Below are 18,410 nucleotides of genomic sequence, written 5' to 3' on the forward strand. Positions count from 1 at the left end.
GATCACCTGCCGAATCCATCCACCTGCGCATCCACCTCCCGCATCCACCTGCGAATCCTGCCGCCGGTGGCCCCCGTCCGTCCGGGGGCGACGCTCCACGGTCCCACCCGCCCACCGGCCGGATCCTGTCCGGGCCGGGCAAGCTGCACCGTCATCGAATCGTCACTGAACGGGGAACCTCACGTCACACGGTCCGGTCAATATGGCCATGAGCGACTCGAACATGCCCTTTGAGGTGGTTCATGCCCGATTCTTTCGCTCAGCTCGCCGGCCGGAGATGACAAGCACGCCATGACAAGAATTCTGCTGATCGAGGACGATCCCGCGGTGCAGAAGGGGGTCACCCTCGCGCTTCGTCGGCGCGGCCACGACATCGAGGTTGCTGCGAGCGGGGAGACCGGGCTGCTCGCGCTCGAACGGTACCGGCCCGAGCTGGTCCTGCTCGATCTGATGCTGCCGGGCATGAGCGGACTCGAAGTGTGCCGCCGTATCCGGGAGGCCCGGCAGATCCCGATCATCATCCTCTCCGCGCGCGGTGACGACATCGACATGGTGGTCGGCCTGGAGGCCGGAGCGGATGACTACGTCGTCAAACCGGCCAGCGGCGAGGTGCTGGAGGCCCGGATGCGGGCTGTGCTGCGCCGTGTGGCGCCCTCCCAGCAGGCGCAGGCGGACACCCCGGCAGACGGTGCGGGCCCCGCGGCGCAGTATGAGACGCACGGCGCTCTCACCATGGACCGCGGCGGACTGCTGGTCTTCAAGAACGGCACCGAGCTCGTCTTCGCCCCGTCCGAGCTCAAGCTCCTGCTGTTCCTCAGCTCGGCCCCCGGCCGGGTCTTCAGCCGCCAGCAGCTGCTCGAGCAGGTCTGGGAGCACAGCTTCTACGGCGACGCCCGCCTCGTGGACGCCTGTGTGATGCGGCTGCGCGCCAAGATCGAGGACACTCCGCGCAGCCCCGTGTACGTCCAGACGGTCCGTGGCTTCGGCTACCGGTTCGGCCCGCTGTGAGACCTCCTGGGCGCCGCCGGCCGGGCCTTCTCGGGGGGCTGCGGGCCCGCCTGGTCGTCGCCTTTCTCTTCGTCTCCGCCCTCAGCGCCCTGATCACCGCCGCGCTCACCTTCCACCAGGCGCAGAGCGGCACTCTGGAGCGGACCCAGGACTCCGCCACCCGCGATCTCCGAGCCCAGGCCGAGTCCCTTGCCCCGGACGTGCCCTTCCCACCCACCGCGCAGGACCTGCGCAACCTCACCCTCCAGCTCGACCGCGCGGGAGCGGCCCGCAACTGGCATTCCCAGGCCGCCTACCTGGACGGCAAGCCGGTGGCGGGAAGCCCGAAGGCGTCCGACGTTCCCGCTGCGCTGCGCAGCGCCGTCGCCGCGCGGGGGAAGGCCGTCTACCAGCGCTATGACCACCAGGGCGAGCCATGGCTGGCCATCGGTGTGCCGGTCCTCTTCAGCCCCGGCGGCAAGCCTTCCGGCCTTACCGTCTACGCGGCGTTCTCCCTGAACGCCGAGCAAAAGGACATCGCCGCCCTGGTCACCGCCGCGCAGGCCGGTGCCGCCCTGGCCCTCGCCCTGGCCCTCGTCCCGGCCTTGCTGGCCGCCCGCCGGGGACTCAAACCGGTACGGCAACTGCGCACCGCCGCCGAACGCATCACCCACGGGGCACTGGACACCCGCCTGGACGCCACCGGGCACGACGAACTCGGCGACCTCAGCCGGACGTTCAACACCATGGCCGCCGCCCTGGAACGGGACCACGGCGAACTGCGGCGCCTGGAAGCAGGTGCGCGCCGCTTCGCCGCCGACGTCTCTCACGAACTGCGCACCCCGCTCGCCGCGATGAGCGCCGTCACCGAAGTCCTCGACGAGGACGCCGTCTCCGGCCGGCTCGACGCGGAAACCGCCGAAGCCGTGCAGCTGATCAGCGACGAAACCCGCAAACTCACCCGCGTGGTAGCGGACTTGATGGAAATCTCCCGCTTCGACGCGGGCGCGGCCGCCCTCCACCTCGACGAGGTCGATCTCGGCGAAGCCATCGGCAAAACACTCCAGCTGCGCGCCTGGACGACCGACGAAGTGGTGGCCGACGTACCGGACGGGCTGCGAGCCCGCCTCGACCCGCGGCGCATCGACGTGGTCGTCGCCAACCTGGTGGCCAACGCCCTCCGGCACGGTGACGCCCCGGTTCGGGTACGCACACGTACGGCGGGCGGCGGCGAACAACTGGTCATCGAGGTCTCCGACCAGGGACCCGGCATTGCCGAGGACGTACTGCCGCATGTCTTCGACCGCTTCTACAAAGCCGACGCGGCGCGCGCCCGCTCCGAGGGCAGCGGGCTGGGACTGGCCATCACCTTGGAAAACGTACGGTTGCACCAGGGCACTTTGACGGCGGCCAACTCATCTGACGGCGGAGCGGTGTTCACGGTGACATTGCCGATGGGCCCCTGCCGCGGCTCATTCCGAGAACCCCCGTCACCCTCAGCGGAGCACACGTGAAACGCCCTGCGCCCGGCCCGCGTCCCGGCCGGCTCCTGATGTTTTTGCCCGCACTGCTGCTGGCCGGCTGCGGTATCTCACCGACCGCCCCCACGACTGCCGGTGCGCCCGCAAGCGGCGCACTCCAGCCGGGGGCACGCGCACACGACGCGCGGCTGCTCTTCGTCGGCCCGACCGGTCTGCGCTACGCGGCACGCACTTCCACTTCGTCGATCAGCCCCCAGGAAGCCATCGATCTGCTCCTGAAGGGCCCCTCGCAGGCGGAGCGCAAGCGCGGTCTGACCACCTTGGTGCCGGCCATGAAGGGGCGGGTCACCGCCGAAGCCGGCCGGAACGGCGTCGTGGACCTGCGGTTGCCCACCACCGTGGAACGCCTGGATCATGCGGCCGTCAGCCAGCTGGTCTGCACCGCGGCGAAAGCCCGCGACCGGGATCAGACCAAAGTTCTGGTGCGCGTCCACGAGGGTCGGACCGACAGGCAGAGTGGCAGTCAGATCGACGACACCTGGGATGTGCGCTGCGACTCCGTCGGGAACGCGTACCCGGCCGCGGCGAAGCACCCGTGACGCGAGCAGTACCCACGCTCCGGCAGACCGAGTGCTCGGCGGTTGCAAGCTCCGGTGGCCGTAGGAGCCCGTCGGCCACAGGCGCCCGACGGCTCTCAGACGCCTGCCGGCCGGCACGGCACATGACCCGGCTGCTACCGCCGCGTGACAGCGATTCTCCCGGTGTGTGATGAAGGGATGACACCCCGCCCGGGGCGCTCCTGGCGGTGGTTACGTCGTCGGCATGCACCTCAAGAACACTGCGCATCGCAGCGGCCGGCGCACCGACACCTCCGTCCACTCGCCCCTGCGCAGGGCGGCGACCGCCGGACTCCTCCTGGTCATCGGGTCCGCGCTGGCCGCAACGACCGCCTGCGGTAGGACCGAATCCAGCGGCCAGGACACGGCCGGAGCCGGCTCGCCCCCGGCGCGGGAGAGCACCGGCAAGCGGGTGTTGTGGATGGGGGACTCGATCGCCGACGCCGAGGCTCCGCCCCTCCAGGCAGCGCTGAAGGCGAGCGGTGTGGAGTTCAAGTCCGCGGCCTCCGACGGCGGCGGAACCGTCGTCAAGGGTGACGGGCCCTCTGCTGAACTCTCCAAGAGCACCTGGAAGGACTTCCCCGAAAACGTCGCCTCCTTCCACCCGAACGTCATCGCCTACCAGATCACCACCTACGACTGGGGCGACCAGGACCAGCAGCGCAGCTCCTACGAGCGCCTGGCCAAGGCCGCGCAGGAGGCCGGCGCCCAACTCATCATCGTCTCCGCCCCGCCGTTCAAGATCGACAACTTCTACGAGCCGCACAAGAGCGCCATCGAAAGCGCGCCGAAGGTGGCACAAGCGATCGCTGACAACAGCGGCGGCAAGGTGCGCTTCCTCAACGCATCCGCCCTGTGGGGCAACGACAACGCCGCCCCGAAGGCCCAGCGATCGTCGGACGGCATCCACTCCTGCCAGCAGGGATCCGCCGCCTTCGCCAAGTGGTTCACCGACGAACTCGGCAAGCTGCACGGCTTCACACCGTCCGCACCGAGCCAGTGGGCCAACGGCTCGTGGACCAAGGACGAGGGGTTCGCAAAGCTCAACTGCGGCTGACCCGCCTCGCGCCGGTGCGGGCCGGGCCCGAAGCAGGGCCCCGAAGCAGGGCCCCGAAGCGGGCCCCGAAGCAGGTCGCCGAAGCAGGGCGCCGGCCCGTCCGTGACCCCACGCACTCTCCGGCCCCGGCGACTTCACCCGCCTGGGCCGGAGAGGCCGCTCCTGGTCCGCCACGACCGTGCCCACGGCAGAACGCATCCCTCCCGGCGCCCGCCGGCACCTCCCTCTGCACCGCCGGGCCTCGCCACACGCACCGATCACCCGAACAGGACCCGCCACCATGCCGACTTCCACGCTCGCGCCGCGCAGCCACCGGCGCTCGCGCCGCACCCCGGGGCAGGACCGGGCACACATCGCACCGTTGGACGGCCTGCGCGGCGTCGCCGTCCTGGCCGTCCTGCTCTTTCACGCCGGGCACCTCGGCGGCGGCTTCCTCGGCGTCGACCTGTTCTTCGTCCTCTCCGGATTCCTCATCACGGGCCTGCTGCTCACGGAAGCCACGCACACAGGCAAGATCAACCTCATCGGCTTCTGGGGCCGGCGGGCCCGCCGCCTCCTGCCCGCACTGACCGTCATGGGCGTCGGCACCCTGCTTCTGACGTGGGCCTTCGGCTCGCCGGCCCAGCTCGGCTTCGCACTCGACGACGCACCGTGGGTCGCTGCCCAGGCGACGAACTGGCACTTCATCAGCGAGCACATCGGTTACTGGAACGCCGCAGGAAGCCGCGTCTACAGCCACCTGTGGAGCATCGCGGTGGAATGGCAGTTCTATCTGGTGTGGCCGCTCGTGGTCGCCGTCCTGGCACGGGGGCGGTCCGGGAGCCGACGCCTCACAGCCGTCGCCGCGGCCGGCGCGCTGGCCGCGCTGGCATGCATGGTCGTCCTGCCCCATGCCATCGACTCCACGCGCGTGTACGAGGGCACCGACACCCGTGCCTTCTCCCTGCTGCTCGGCTCCCTCGCCGCCACCGCACCGGCCCGCAAGGCCCTCGCCCCGCTGAGCGGCCGGCCGGCGGACGTCCTGTGCGGCCTGCTGGCTTGCGGACTGGGGGCGTCTTGGTTCCTCATCGAGGGGGAGAGTTCACCGTCCCTGTTCAGCGGAGGCTTGTTCCTGCACTCCCTTGCGGCGGCTGTGCTGATCGCCTTGCTGGCCGGCTCCCCGGGGGGACGGATCGGCCGCGTACTGGGCAGCGCCGTTCCCCGCCGGCTGGGCGACCTCTCCTACAGCATCTACTTGTGGCACTGGCCCCTCTACGTGCTGCTGCCCCGGGAAGTCCTCGGATTCGGCGGGTGGCCACGTACCGCGGTACTGATCACCCTCTCCCTCGCGGCCGCCGTGTTGTCCAAGACGGCGGTCGAGGACCCCATCCGCTTCCGTGCCCGATGGGCCACCGGCCGGACCGGGCTCGTCGTCCTTACGGCCGGCACGCTCGCCGCGGCCGCACTGTGGGTACTCATACCGCGGCCACAGCTCGGCGCACATTCAGTGGACGTCACCCGGCTCAACGCGCCGACGCCCTGAGGGGGCTTGAATGGGTCTTGTCGATCACGGGATCGTTGCAGTGGTGGTGTGGCGGGAGGCACGCCTCAAGTCATGGGTGATGCGTGGGCGGCCGCCTTCACGTTCAAGAAGTGAGCGTGACCTCGACCAGCTGAGACCAACTGGTCCGCATTCCCTCCCGAGTTGCCTCGGCGAACCGCTCGTCGCCGAGGTGGCGCCGCGCGGTCTGCTCGATCCGAGCCGCATCCGGGTGGGAGCGGTCCGGCAGCCCGCGCACGCCCGTACTCGCCCCGAGCAGCCGCGCGGCCTGCTCGTGCGCGTCGCGGCGCAGTGCCAGGTCCGCGACCCCGACGAGCACCCGCGCGATCAGCGGCGCGTGTCCTGCCTCGGACGCCGCCTCGCAGGCCGCCGCGCGGTGCGCCCGCGCCTCGCCGGGGTCGTCGGTGAGGTAGCCGAGCAGGTCGTGCGTCACCGCGCGGAGGCTCGCCTGCTCCGCTTCGTCGCCCAGCACGGCCGTCACGACGCCGAGTTGCCTGTGCGCCTCCGCGGCGTTGCCGTCCCACCGGGCGAGTTCGGCCTTCGAGAGGGCCAGGAAGGCGAGCGCGCCCGGCCAGGTGACCCGCTCCGCGCATCGTTGTGCCTCGGCGATGGCGGCCGCACCGGCGTCCTTGTCGCCCAGCAGCCAGTACAGCTGCGCCTGTCGCGACCGCATGCGCAGGACGTCCTCGGTGGCACCGATCTCGGTGACGACCGCGATCGCCTCCTCATAGTGCTCGCACGCACCGGCGAAGTCTCCGCGCACGGCGATCCGGTCCGCCAGCTCGGTCAGGGCGAACGAGATCCCGAACCGCTCGCCGAGCGACCGGAATTCGGCGAGCGCCTTCTCCAGGTAGGCGTCCGCGTCCCGCCCGTCATGGCCGAGCACGATCCGCATCTTGCCCAGGTGCAGCCGGGCCAGCGCGCGTACCCAGGGATCCTCGTCGTCGAGCAGCGGGTCCCATGCGGGCAGGAACGCGTCGGGCGCCTGAAGCATGCGTTCCAGCGGGGCGACGAGCCCCATCGCCGGGTGGCGGCGCCGGCTGTGCCGACTGCGCCGGCCGAACCGGTACGCCTGGTGGATCCACTCCGCGGCCAGGTGTTCGTCACCCAGCCCCGAGGTCACGAACATCGAGCCCACGGCGTACACCGTGGCCCGGTCCTCGTCGGTCACCTCGCCGGGCGTCCTGGTGGCCGCGGTGATCAGCTCCATGCCCTCGGTCTTGTGTCCCCCGAGCCACCAGTACCAGCCCGCGCCCGCCGCGAGCCGCATCGCCGCCTGCGCCTCGCCCGCCGCGAGCGCGCCGCGCATCGCCGCACCGATGTTGTCGTGCTCGGCGTCGAGCCTGGCCAGCCAGACCAGTTGCTCGGCGCGGCGCAGGTGTGGCTCCGCGGTCTCGGTGAGCTCGGTGAAGTGGGCCAGATGTGCGTGGCGCGCCTGCTCCGATTCCCCCGCCTCCGTTAGCCGGTGCCCGGCGTACTCCTTGATCGTGCCGATCATGCGGTAGCGCGGGGCACTGCCCTCCTCGGCCAGCAGCAGCGACTTCTCGGTCAGCGCGGTGAGCAGCTCCAGCACCTGCTCCTGCTCGACCGTGTCGCCCGCGCAGACCCGTTCGGCCGCTTCCAGGCTTGCCCCGCCGGAGAACACCGAGAGCCTGCGCAGGACCCTCCGCTCGGCGTCGGTGAGCAGCTCCCAACTCCAGTCGACCGCCGCGCGCAGCGTCTTGTGCCGTGGCAGCGCGGTCCGGCTGCCGCTGGTCAGCAGGCGGAACCGGTCATCGAGCCGGCCTGCGAGCTGGTCGATGGACATGGTGCGCAACCGGGCCGCGGCCAGTTCGATCGCCAGCGGCATCCCGTCCAGCGCCCGGCAGACGCGCACCATCGTCGCCAGCGTGGGGGCATCGGCCACGAGATCCCGGCGCACCGCCCCGGCCCGGTCCCGCAACAGCTGGACGGCGGGTGAGGACTCCATCTCGCCCGGGCCCGCGTCCCCCTCCGGCAGGGCCAGCGGCTCGAGCGGCCACAGCGCCTCCCCGGTGATGCCGAGCGGTTCCCGGCTCGTCGCCAGGATCCGCAGCCGTCGGCACTCCCCGAGCACCCGGTGGGCGAACACCGCCGCGGACTCGATCACGTGCTCGCAGTTGTCCAGGATCAGCAGCGCCTCCCGCTCGCGGATCGCGGCGATGAGCCGGTCCGTCAGCTCCGCGTTCGGGGCCTCACCGAGCAGGGCGTCCCGGAGGCCGAGCGCGGTGAGCGTCGACTGCGCCATGTCGCCGTCCGCACCGATCGCGGCGAGCTCCACCAGCCAGGCCCCGTCCGGCAGGTCGCCGAGCAGCGTGCGCGCCGTCTCCGTGGCCAGCCTGGTCTTCCCCGCGCCGCCCGGCCCGATCACGGTGGTGAGCCGGTGCTCGGCGAGGAGCTCGCGGACCGCGGCGACATCGGCTCCCCTGCCGACGAAGGTGGCCAGCTCGGCGCGCAGGTTGGTCCTGCGGCTCGCTTCCCTTCGCCGCAGGCCGTGCCCCAGCTCGCCCCGCAGCAGCGCGACGTGCAACGCGGCCAGCTCCGGCGAGGGGTCGACGCCCAGCGCATCGGCCAGGGCCTCCCTCACGCGCTCGTACGCCAACAGCGCCTCGCTGTCGCGACCGGACGCGGCGAGGGCGCGGATCAGCGCGGCGGCGAGCCGTTCCCGCAGCGGGTGCGCGGCCACCAGCTCGGTCAGCTCCGGGACCAGGTCCGCACCGCGCCCGAGGGTGACCTCCGCGTCGAACCGCTCCTCCGTGGCGGTCAGGCGCAACCCTTCGAGCCGGTCGACCGCGGCGTCGAACGCGGCGCTGTCCGTCAGACCGATGTCCTGCATGGCCGCACCGCGCCACAGATCGAGGGCCTCGCGCAGCAGCCGCGCCCGCCGGGAAGCGTCCTCGGTGCAGGCCTGGCCCGCGAGGACGAGGCGTTCGAACCGTACGGCGTCGACGGCGTCGGGCTGCACCGTCAACCGGTAGCCGTCCGTCCGGCTCTCGACCACCCCGTCCGGCAGTGCCTTCCGCAGCCGGGAAACCAAGCGCTGGAGGGCATTCGTCGCATCGGCGGGCAGCTGCTCCCCCCAGATCCAGTCGACGAGCGACGCCTTCGGGACCACGTGACCCGGTTTGAGCGCGAGGGCGATCAGCAGTCCGCGCAGCCGCGCGCCCGGCACGTCGACCGAGCCGCCGTCGTCCGTGCGTATCTCGAACGGACCCAGCATCCCGATCTGCACCCGCTGATTTTGTCATGGGCGGGTGGCGGGCACCCCATTGTTGACGTACTGCGGGCAGTTGTCGTGCTGACGCGCTCGGCGGGCGGTCTTACCGGGCCGTTTCCGTCCAGGTGACCGGCAGTGCGTGGACGCCGTAGATGTTCATGTCGGTCTTGAGCTTCACCTCGGCGGCGGGGATGGCGAGCTCGAGGGTCGGGAAGCGACGCAGCAGTCCCTCGAAACCGGCGCGCATCTCGATGCGGGCCAGTTGCTGTCCGAGGCATTGGTGGATGCCGTGGCCGAAGGACAGGTGACCGCGGGCCGTACGGTGGATGTCCAGGGTGTCGGGGTTGTCGAAGCGCTGGGGGTCGTGGTTGGCGGCCAGCAGCGAGACAACGACGGTCGATCCCTTGGTGATGATTTCGCCGCCGAGTTCGATGTCCTCCGTGGCGTAGCGATAGAAGATGTCGGCAATGGACAGAAAGCGCAGGAGTTCCTCGACGGCGCCGGGCATCAGGTCAGGATTGGCGCGCAGTTCGGCCAGCTGCTCGGGGTGCTCCAAGAGCGCGAAGGTGCCCAGCGCCAGCATGTTGGCGGTGGTCTCATGGCCCGCGAGCAGCAGGAGGAAGGCGGCGCCGGTCAGTTCCTCGATGGTGAGGTCGTCCTGGCGGGCCAGGTCGGACAGTATGTCTTCGCCGGGGGCGGCGCGCTTGCGTGTGACCAGTTCGGAGAGGTACGTGGTCAGCCCGGTGTACGCGGCCATCTTCTCCTCCAGCGACACGTCCTTTTCCAAGAACTTGGCGGAGTTGACCTGGAAGGTCTCCCGGTCCGCGTAGGGGACACCGAGCAGTGCGCAGATCACCAGCGAGGGCACCGGCAGCGCGAACTCCTTGACCAGGTCGACCGGTGGGGCAAGGCGCGCCAGCTCGTCCAGTTGCCGCTCGGCGATGTCGCTGATGTGCTCTTCGAGCTGCTTCATGCGTTTGACGGTGAAGGCGCCGGTGAGCCTGCGCCGCAGCCGGGTGTGGTCCGGCGGGTCCATGGCGATGAACACGCCCGGAATCTGCGGGGACGGTTCGGTGGGGGCGGGCATGCCCGGGGTCTCGTACGGCACGTGGAGAATGCCGATGTCCTGGCGGGAGCTGAACCGGGTGTCGGCCATCAGCCGGCGGACCGCGTCGTAGCCGGTGACGAGCCAGCCCTCGTGACCGTCGGGGAAGACCATGGGACTGACCGGGCGAGCCTCGCGCAGCCGGGAGATGTCGCGCGGCGGGGCGAAGGGGCCTGCGTCCCGCTCCATGGGGAGGCCCTGCGGAATGGGAACCGTTCGACTCATCGGAGTACCTTTCGTGGCGGCTGTTGCGCCACCATCGCCGACGGACCTGACATACGACTGTCACGGCTCTGACACCGGCCATACCGGAGACATGGCCGGTGTCAGCATCACTGCCCGAGGTCCTGATCACCACCCGACGTGCTGATCGCCGACGACGCCTACGCCGCGTTCGCCTGCGGGTGTTCTTACGGCAGGGCGGAGTCGGGCTGTGAGGCCTCCTCGTTCACTCGTGCACCGCCCCGGCTTCGGATCCGGGCGCCGCGGACGCGGCTTGGTAGCCGGCTGCCTGGAGGGTGAACATCTGGGCGTAGTCGCCCCCGAGAGCCATGAGTTCCTGGTGGGAGCCCGATTCGGTGATCTGCCCGTCGTCGAATACGTAGATGCGGTCGCATTCGACGACGCTGGCCAGGCGGTGGGAGATCAGCACGGTGATCTGGTCGTCGCGGAGCTTGTCGCGCAGCACGGCCCGGTAGACGTCGTGTTCGGCGCGCGGGTCCATGCTCGCGGTCGGTTCGTCCAGCAGCAGGACGGGGGCGTTCTTGTACAGGCCTCGGGCCACGGCGACTTTCGCCCACTGGCCGGCCGACAGCTCCTGGCCGCCGCGGAACCGCTTGGACAGCAGCGCCTGCCAGGTGCCGGGCAGCCCTGCGATGACCTCTTCGGCGCCGGAGGCCCGCGCGGCGTCCAGCGCCCGCTGGGGGTCCGCCTCGGTGAGCGTGCCACGGGAGACCGTGAGGTTCGCCAGTGCGCTGAAGGGGAAATGCACCGGGTCCTGGAGCACAGTGGCCACCCGCCTCTGGAGGGACTCGGTATCCAGGTCCGCGGCATCCACCCCGTCCCAGAGGACGACCCCCTCCTGCGGGTCGTAGAGACCGGCGATCAGCCGCGAACACGTGCTCTTGCCGGACCCGTTGAGGCCGACGAAGGCGACGGTCTCCCCGGCACGCAGGGTCATGGAGATGTCCTTGAGCGCCGGGGTCTCCTTTTCGGGGTAGGTGTAGCTGACGTTCTGGAGGCTGACCGTTTTTACGGATTCGGGTGCCGTCCGCTTGCGCCGGCGGGGCTGAAGGGTGCGGCATCGCTCCTGAAAGTCCAGGAGGTCGGTCACCCACATCGCGTGCTCGTAGACCAGGTGGGCGACATCGACGAACCGGGTCAGCGAGGTCTGGCTGACCTGGATGGCGATCACCGCGCCCGCGCCGGCCGCCAGCGGCAGCCACCCGGCGATCATCATGGCCCCCAGTGCGGTGTAGGTGATTCCGGCCCCGACCCCTCCCAGGCCACGCCCGGCCAGGGTCAGCAGAGCGGCACTCACCCCCAGGCGGGTGTCCTCCTCGGCGATGCGGGTCGTGAGGCGGTGATGCTCGTCGAGCAGGGCCCGTTGAGCGGTGTCCGCGCGCAGTTCGGCGGCCGAGTCGCGGTCCAGCAGGAGCCAGGAGAAGACCCGCACCCGGCGCTGTAGGGCATTCCACCGTTTGAAGCTGTGGAAGCGGGCCCGCGCGGTGCGCACGGCCGCGGCTCCCACGGGAAGGACGGACAGCGGGAGCAGGGGGAGCAACAGGGGGTGCAGGACGGTCAGGACGCCTGCCGTGCCGATCAGCCCCAGGAAGGCGGAGGCCATGGCGACGACTTGGCCGACGATCTGCCGCGCGTAGAACAGCCCGCGGTCATTGGCCCGGTAGGCGTCGTCGTGCCAGTCGGAGTCGTCGACCACCTCCAGGCGGACGTGCGCGGTCAGTTGGAGGAAGTCGCTCTCCAGCGCGGTGCGGATCTTGGGAGTGACACGGGCCTGCGCGACGGCGACCCCGGCTTCGAGCAGGGCCCGGGCGGAGAGGAAGGCCACCACGAGCAGGATCTGCGGTACGGCGGAGCGGACCTTGTCCGGGGTCGGCCCCTGGGCGAACAGCTGGTGGAGGACGGCCACGGACGCTGCCAGGCCGAAGGCGGACATCGCCGCGGACACCAACTGGAGCACCACGACGGCCACGGTGGCCGGCCGGTCGGCCTGCCACGCCAACTGGCCGATCTGGCGCACGATACGGGGGAGCCGGGCGAGGAGCTGTCCCACCGTCGCCGTGGCCGCGGCGCCGTCGTAGATCGACCAGTACGCCTCTTCGAGCTCCTCGGTGATGTCGTCACTCGCCGGGCCTGCGGGCACCGCCGCCGGCGGCAGAGCGAGGGATCCACGGCGGGGTGCGGGCACCCGTTTTCGCGGATCGGGGGTATCGGCCGACGCGGTCTTCCTGCTCATACCCACCACCCCGTAACCGGTCGTGAGGAGCCGCGAGTGCCCGGCACGGAAGCGTCAACCACAAGCCCCGAGGAGCACTGGGGCAGGCAGGGGGAGACCGGGTGATGTTCGAACGCGGCGGGGCCATGCTCAGGAGCGCCTAAGGGAATCACGTTTCCTCCAGGAGGAGCGATGAGTACAGGTGCTCTAAGAACTGGCCCGGATCGCGCCCCGTAACGGGTACTTCGGGGGCAGATGGTGAACGCATGTTCCGGTTGCCGGCGGAGCGCGCAGGGCAGTTGGTCTGCGCGCACCTGCGGGCACTCGAACAGTGCGGGTCGCTCTTTCGGGGTATTGCGGCGCTCGGGCAGGGCGGATTCAAGGAGCGCCGGAGGTGGATCAACTCACGGCTGCCGCCCGGGAGTACGGGAGTCGTCACGGGGCAGTCGGCAGCCGGCAAGTGAGGAAAGAGCCATGAACGACGGAGCCGAGAAGGGCCGACGTCGGTCAATGGTTCATGGGGGTGCGCAATCCGCACTGGGCGGCCGGATAGCAGCCACGTGACGAACCGAGCGGGGCTGGGCCACGCAGGCCCTCAGGAAGCCTGCTTGCCCGCCCGCCACTCCGGTGCGAGTACCGACCAGATCTCCTCGTCGTGCCGCTTCCCCCGGTACGGGTAGCTCTCCCGCAGCACGCCGTCCTTCGTCATCCCGAGCCGCCGGGCCACGGCGATGCTGGGTCCGTTCGCTGCCGAGACCACCCACTCCACGCGGTGGATGCCCCGCTCCTCGACGGCCCAATCGATGATCAGGCGCGCCGCCCGGGTCACCAGCCCCTTGCCCACCGCGGACGGCTCCAGCCAGCAGCCCGCCTCGGCGATGCCCTGCTCGACGTCCATCCTCCGGAAGAGCACCGCGCCGACCAGCTCGCCGTCCGTCCAGATGCCGTGGAGCCGCCCGGCGTCGGCTGCCGCCTTCTCCGCGTACGCCTGGAGGAACGCACGGCTCGACACCAGGTCCGTGACGACGTCGGGCAGCGCGTTGTGCTGCCCGATGAACTCCCGCCCCCGGTCCACATGGGCCAGGAACTCCTCGGCCTGCCACGGTTCGAGCGGGCGGAGCTCAGCGCCGTCGTCGCCCAGGGATATCGCGTACATCGTCACCTTCCACGGTCGGCACCAGTGCACGTGGTGCGAAGGGATCTTCCCACGGGCGGTGTGTCATGGGCGTGTGTCATGGGCGTGCGCGACGGCGTTGCATTCCGGGGTGTGCGACGGCGTGGTACTCCGGGGGTGTGCGACGGCGTGGTACTCCGGCGTTCGGGGGGTCTGATGCCTGCGGTGTCACCACCCCGCGTCAGGCCGTCGGTGCATCCAGCTGTCACCCCATCTCCCACTCCCTGGGGTGGAGACCTGAGAAGCATCCTCCTGGCTGATCGGATGGGCGCTTTGATCAGGGGTGATCGAGCGGCGGAGCTGTGGTGTCGGTGGCATATCGGGGACTGTCGGTCCGATGTCGGTGAGGTCCGGCACCTTTGGAGAAGTCCTGCCGGGTGTCCATCCGGCTGTGGTTTGGGGAAGGGGAATTCTCGTGCATGACGTAGTGATCGTGGGCGCCGGCCCGGTTGGTTTGTTCCTTGCCTGCGAGCTTGGCCTCGCGGGCTGCTCTGTCCTGGTGCTTGAGCGGGCCCCGGAGCCTCACTCCCCGTTCAAGGCGAAACCGCTCGGGATGCGGGGCCTGTCCGTCGCGTCGGTCGAGGCGTTCTACCGCCGCGGGATGCTGCATCAGTTGCTGAAGGCATCGGGTGTCCACGACGATCCCGGCGCGGATCCCGACGCGCACGAGCCGTCGGCCCTTCGTGGCGGCCATTTCGCCGGCATGGTGCTCGATCCGGCCCTGGTCGATGTCGCCGCCCTGCCGTACCGGCTTCCCAGCCCGGCGATGGAGGTCTTGCTGACCCACCTCGAATCGGTCGAGACGCTGCTGTCCGAGCAGGCATCCCAGCTCGGCGTGGACATCAGGCACGGCGTCACGGTCTCAGCCATCGTCCAGAACGAGGAGAGCGTGGTCGCGCGAGCCGGCGAGCACGAGTACGCGGCGCGCTGGGTCGTCGGCTGCGACGGCGGACGCAGCGCGGTGCGTGGGCTCGCGGGCTTCGAATTCGTCGGCACCGAGCCGCAGTTGACCGGCTACTCCATGCACGTCACCGTGGCCGATGCAGAGGAGCTGCGCTCCGGGATCAACCTGACGCCGACGGGCATGTACCTCCAGCCCTCGGAAGGGCACATCGGCATGATGGACTTCGACGGCGGCGCGTTCGATCGCTCGCAGCAGCCGACTCGCGACCATCTCCAGGCGGTGCTGCGCCGTGTGTCCGGCACCGACGTGACGCTGAGCGAGGTGCATCTCGCCTCGAGCTTCACCGATCGGGCGATGCAGACGACGACCTACCGGCGGGGACGCGTCCTGCTCGCGGGCGACGCCGCTCACATCCACTCGCCCCTCGGCGGACAGGGACTCAACACCGGCATCGGCGACGCCATGAACCTGGGGTGGAAGCTCGCGGCGACCGTGCACGGGTACGCGCCGGACGGGCTGCTCGACACCTACACCAGCGAGCGCCATCCGATCGGCGCAGCGGTGCTCGACTGGACGCGCGCCCAGGTGGCGGCCATGCGGCCGGACCCGCATGGTCAGGCGATCCAAGCGGTGGTTCGCGACCTGATCGGGACCCGTGACGGAACGACCTACATGTTCGAGAGGCTGTCGGGAGCCTCGATCCGATACGACCTCGGCAGCGAGCATCCACTGGTCGGCCGCAGCGCCCCGGACCTTCGTCTCGAAGACGGCACTCGCCTCGGCGACCTGATGCGGGACGGACGGGGCGTCGCGCTCGATTTCAGCACTGACCAATGCCTGCGCGATTCAGCGATGGGCTGGGAGAGTCGGATGCGGTATGCGGCCGGTCCGGCGAGAAACGACCTCGGATTGGGTGCCGTGCTTGTCCGCCCCGACGGCGTAGTCGCCTGGGCAGGCGATCGCACCCCTGATCGTGAAGCGTTCGAGCGTGCCGCCGGCCATTGGTTCGGTGGCCCGGAAATCTGAAGCAGCCACCGCGTTCTCCTTAGGCGCTGTTTCTCGGATCATGTTCGGAGCCAGATCATGAGGGTCGCGACCGTGACGGTCCCGAGGAAGACGTAGGCGCGTTTCTCGTAGCGGGTGGCGACGGCCCGGAAGCCCTTGAGGCGGTTGATGGCGCGTTCGACAGTGTTGCGTTTCTTGTAGCGTTCGCTGTCGAATCCGGTGGGCCGGCCGCCGTCGGAGCCGCGGTTGTGCCGGTGTCGTTGCTGGTCGAGGCGTTCGGGGATGGTGTGCCGGATTCCGCGTCGTCGCAGGTAACAGCGGTTCTTGCGGGAGGTGTAGGCCTTGTCCGCCAGGACGTGGTCGGGCCGGGTGCGTGGCCGTCCGACTCCGGTGCGGGGCACGGAAACCTGCTCCAGCACCCGGTCGAGCTGGGGGCCGTCACCGTAGTGCCCGGGTGTCAGAACGAGCGCGAGGGGTCGGCATCGTCCCTCGGCGGCGAGGTGGATTTTGGTGGTGAAGCCGCCGCGGGAGCGTCCCAGGCATTCGCCGATCTGACCACCTTCTCCAATCGGACAGCCAGTTTCCGCAGCACCGGACCGACCCGGTTTGTCCCCTGCCCGGCCCCCTTTTGAGGAACCGCGGCGGGGGGCACCTTCCTCGCGCCGGCGGCGTGCTGGTGAGCCCGCACCGCGGTGGAGTCCACTGACACGTCCCAGTCGATTCGGCCCTCAGCATCCTCGGCGGCCTGGACACGGGACAGCAGCCTCTGCCACGTTCTGTCCGCTGACCAGCGGCGATGACGTTTGTAGACCGTCTCCCACGGCCCGAACCGCTCGGGAAGATCCCGCCACTGCACACCCGTCCGCACTCGGTACAGCACCCCGTAATCACCCGCCGATGATCACTCCACCGACCCCCACGCGCACCACCACGAGGCAAGAACGACTCCAGTCGATGCCACTCTGCATTCGTTAAATCCCCACGACCCATGGAACCAGCCTGACCCCAACACCCCACCCACGTCCGGAGATCCGAGAAACACTGCCTAGCGGCCACGGCGTTCCCTTTTCTTTCCTTCCGGCGCCAAAAGGGCGCGCAGGGAATCATTCCGATGCGGATTCAATCGCCGGAGTATCAACGCTCTCAGCCATTTGCCTCTCCTCACCCGAGTTCAAGGAGCGCACATGACGATCACTGTCCGACCGGGAAGCACCGTGATGTTCACCGGCGATTCGATCACCGACTGCCAACGGCTGGAGAGCGAAGACGGTCTCGGGTTCGGCTACCCGCTGCGCGTCGCGGGGGAGTGGGGACTCCGGCACCCGGACCGGCCCGTGACCTGGCTGAACTCCGGGATCGCGGGCCACAAGGTGAGGGACCTCGAAGCCCGCTGGCAGACAGACGTACTCGACGCGCGCCCGGACGTGGTGTCGATCCTCGTCGGGGTCAACGACATGGGCTGGCACACGCTGGACCCGAAGGGGTACGTGATCCCCGTGGAGGAGTTCGAAGCGGGTTATGACCGCCTGCTCGCGCCCCTCGCCGAGGCGGGCACACAGCTGATCCTCATCGAGCCGTTCCTCCTGCCGATCGACGGCGTCGTCGAGGCCGGTGCCGGTGTCGCGCTCATCGGAGAGAAGGAGCGAGAGGAATGGCGCATCGACCTGGACCCGAAGATCCAGGCCGTGCGCAAGCTCGCCCGCAAGTACGGCGCGCATCTGCTCGCCGCCGACGGCATGTTCGCCGGGCTCGCCGCGACGGCCGGGCCGGAGTACTGGGCCGCGGACGGCGTACACCCGACGCCGGCGGGTCACGCCGCACTCGCGGCGGCCTGGCTGCGCCTGGTCGCGTGACCGGGCCTCGCGATCACCCGTGACACCGGCGATCGCGAGGAGCTTCACCGGCCGGGCCGCCCCGCCCCCGCAGGCGGTCAGGGGCCGACGCCACGATCCGTGGCGTCGGCTCCACGTCCGGGACCTGAGCCGCACCATCGCCGTGTCGAACCCTGCCTGGGAAGCGAAGGGATAGGGAAGCGAACCGGATTCGCGTCCAACGCGCCCAACGAGGCTGACGCGCCTACTTGCCCTCATCCCAGGGCTTGCCGAGCCACCCGTCGTGGCTGTTGACCAAGGCGGCGAGTGAGGCGGTCACGCGCGGGTCCCACCAGTCGGCCAGGACGGTCAGGGCGAAGTCGTTGCCATCGGAGCCCCAGACCAGAACCTCCTCGCCGGATGACTTCCAGCGGATGGTGCGGGGCATTCGAGCGATGTCACCGCCCCCCACGATGCTGCCCACCGCGATGGCCAGCCACAGCGGGAGCAGCAGCCACCATACGCACCACCAGAAGAGGTGGCCCTTGGCACCGACAACCGCCGGTCGTCCGGCTTGTTCGACGGTCCAGTGCGACCGGCCCCGACCGCCGTGCATGGCAGGGGTGCGCGAGATGAGTGCCAGCGATTCACCAGCGGCGCCGAGCACCTCGAAAACGCGCGCCTCGCCCTTCGCGGCGGACTTGGTCACGACACGAGCCAGCAACTGCCGACGATATGCGTCGCTCCACAGCAGAAAAGCGCGGGCGCCTTCCTTACGGGCGGCACGGTAGGCGTCGTGACCGCCGGCCGGGAGGTCACGTTCGAGGTAGGCACGGGTCGGCCCGTCTGTGGGGCCGTCCTCCTGGGACGCGGGGGAGGTGAGGCGTATCTCCCGCCGGACACGCCCGTCCTCCGGCGCTTCCCGGCCCGCGGCTTTCCGGCTCGGGTTATGGAGCCATACCGTGGTGCTCAATCCGTCCCCCTGGTAGTGGAGCATGATGATCTCTGATGTCGGGGGTGGACTTTACCTACCCACGGT

At 70.1% G+C, this 18,410-nt stretch carries 12 protein-coding genes and 1 pseudogene; 7 read left to right on the plus strand and 6 right to left on the minus strand.

The annotated features are described in order from the left end of the window. Nucleotides 1-291: 291 nt before the first annotated feature. From M8I34_RS34590 to M8I34_RS34610, 5 genes are all read left to right on the plus strand, one after another. Nucleotides 292-1,008, plus strand: coding sequence for a response regulator transcription factor (locus M8I34_RS34590; RefSeq protein WP_250056522.1), 717 nt, complete (start codon nt 292-294; stop codon nt 1,006-1,008). Further along, nucleotides 1,005-2,501, plus strand: a complete 1,497-nt coding sequence (locus M8I34_RS34595) for a HAMP domain-containing sensor histidine kinase (protein ID WP_250056524.1) — start codon at nt 1,005-1,007, stop codon at nt 2,499-2,501. Before M8I34_RS34590 ends, M8I34_RS34595 begins: the two co-directional genes overlap by 4 nt. Next, nucleotides 2,498-3,067 carry a hypothetical protein gene (locus M8I34_RS34600; RefSeq protein ID WP_250056526.1) on the plus strand — a complete coding sequence of 190 codons (570 nt, stop codon included), beginning with the start codon at nt 2,498-2,500 and terminating at the stop codon, nt 3,065-3,067. The genes M8I34_RS34595 and M8I34_RS34600 overlap by 4 nt, the downstream gene beginning before the upstream one ends. 223 nt (nt 3,068-3,290) lie before the next feature. Beyond that, nucleotides 3,291-4,142: an SGNH/GDSL hydrolase family protein gene (locus tag M8I34_RS34605; protein ID WP_250056528.1), complete on the plus strand. Its 852-nt coding sequence runs from the start codon at nt 3,291-3,293 to the stop codon at nt 4,140-4,142. A 280-nt stretch (nt 4,143-4,422) separates the two neighbouring features. Next, entirely contained in the window at nt 4,423-5,664 is a 1,242-nt protein-coding gene (locus M8I34_RS34610) for an acyltransferase (protein WP_250056530.1), read from the plus strand. A gap of 103 nt (nt 5,665-5,767) precedes the next feature. Here the strand turns inward: M8I34_RS34610 and M8I34_RS34615 are convergent, their stop codons facing one another. The 4 genes from M8I34_RS34615 to M8I34_RS34630 form a co-directional block, all read right to left on the minus strand. Then, entirely contained in the window at nt 5,768-8,932 is a 3,165-nt protein-coding gene (locus tag M8I34_RS34615; RefSeq protein WP_250056538.1) for a BTAD domain-containing putative transcriptional regulator, read from the minus strand. 88 nt (nt 8,933-9,020) lie between these two features. Continuing rightward, complete coding sequence (locus M8I34_RS34620; RefSeq protein ID WP_250056540.1) at nt 9,021-10,247, minus strand: cytochrome P450; 1,227 nt, start codon at nt 10,245-10,247, stop codon at nt 9,021-9,023. A 223-nt stretch (nt 10,248-10,470) separates the two neighbouring features. Next, nucleotides 10,471-12,498 (minus strand): ABC transporter ATP-binding protein, encoded by a 2,028-nt coding sequence (locus tag M8I34_RS34625; protein WP_250056542.1) that lies wholly within the window; start codon nt 12,496-12,498, stop codon nt 10,471-10,473. A 574-nt stretch (nt 12,499-13,072) separates the two neighbouring features. Further along, a complete protein-coding gene (locus tag M8I34_RS34630) occupies nt 13,073-13,633 on the minus strand; it encodes a GNAT family N-acetyltransferase (RefSeq protein ID WP_250056544.1) in 561 nt (186 codons plus the stop codon). Nucleotides 13,634-14,066: 433 nt separating this feature from the next. Here M8I34_RS34630 and M8I34_RS34635 point away from each other — a divergent pair, with 433 nt between their 5' ends. Continuing rightward, nucleotides 14,067-15,581 (plus strand): FAD-dependent monooxygenase, encoded by a 1,515-nt coding sequence (locus M8I34_RS34635; RefSeq protein WP_250056546.1) that lies wholly within the window; start codon nt 14,067-14,069, stop codon nt 15,579-15,581. Between the two features lie 38 nt (nt 15,582-15,619). Here M8I34_RS34635 and M8I34_RS34640 read toward each other — a convergent pair. Further along, nucleotides 15,620-16,550, minus strand: a pseudogene (locus M8I34_RS34640) (IS5 family transposase). Between the two features lie 194 nt (nt 16,551-16,744). On the opposite strand from M8I34_RS34640, the gene M8I34_RS34645 reads away from it, so the two are divergent. Then, nucleotides 16,745-17,413 (plus strand): SGNH/GDSL hydrolase family protein, encoded by a 669-nt coding sequence (locus tag M8I34_RS34645; RefSeq protein ID WP_250056547.1) that lies wholly within the window; start codon nt 16,745-16,747, stop codon nt 17,411-17,413. A 223-nt stretch (nt 17,414-17,636) separates the two neighbouring features. Here the strand turns inward: M8I34_RS34645 and M8I34_RS34650 are convergent, their stop codons facing one another. Further along, nucleotides 17,637-18,344, minus strand: a complete 708-nt coding sequence (locus tag M8I34_RS34650; RefSeq protein WP_250056549.1) for a hypothetical protein — start codon at nt 18,342-18,344, stop codon at nt 17,637-17,639. Nucleotides 18,345-18,410: the final 66 nt, after the last annotated feature.

This window comes from Streptomyces sp. MCA2 (genome assembly GCF_023544705.1).
GTDB lineage: Bacteria > Actinomycetota > Actinomycetes > Streptomycetales > Streptomycetaceae > Streptomyces > Streptomyces decoyicus.

Excerpts from the sequence above, each read along its gene's own strand:
- M8I34_RS34590 (WP_250056522.1), top strand. The coding sequence starts at position 292 with ATGACAAGAATTCTGCTGATCGAGGACGATCCCGCGGTGCAGAAGGGG.
- M8I34_RS34605 (WP_250056528.1), top strand. The coding sequence starts at position 3,291 with ATGCACCTCAAGAACACTGCGCATCGCAGCGGCCGGCGCACCGACACC.
- M8I34_RS34610 (WP_250056530.1), top strand. The coding sequence starts at position 4,423 with ATGCCGACTTCCACGCTCGCGCCGCGCAGCCACCGGCGCTCGCGCCGC.
- M8I34_RS34620 (WP_250056540.1), bottom strand. The coding sequence starts at position 10,247 with ATGAGTCGAACGGTTCCCATTCCGCAGGGCCTCCCCATGGAGCGGGAC.
- M8I34_RS34625 (WP_250056542.1), bottom strand. The coding sequence starts at position 12,498 with ATGAGCAGGAAGACCGCGTCGGCCGATACCCCCGATCCGCGAAAACGG.
- M8I34_RS34630 (WP_250056544.1), bottom strand. The coding sequence starts at position 13,633 with ATGTACGCGATATCCCTGGGCGACGACGGCGCTGAGCTCCGCCCGCTC.
- M8I34_RS34645 (WP_250056547.1), top strand. The coding sequence starts at position 16,745 with ATGACGATCACTGTCCGACCGGGAAGCACCGTGATGTTCACCGGCGAT.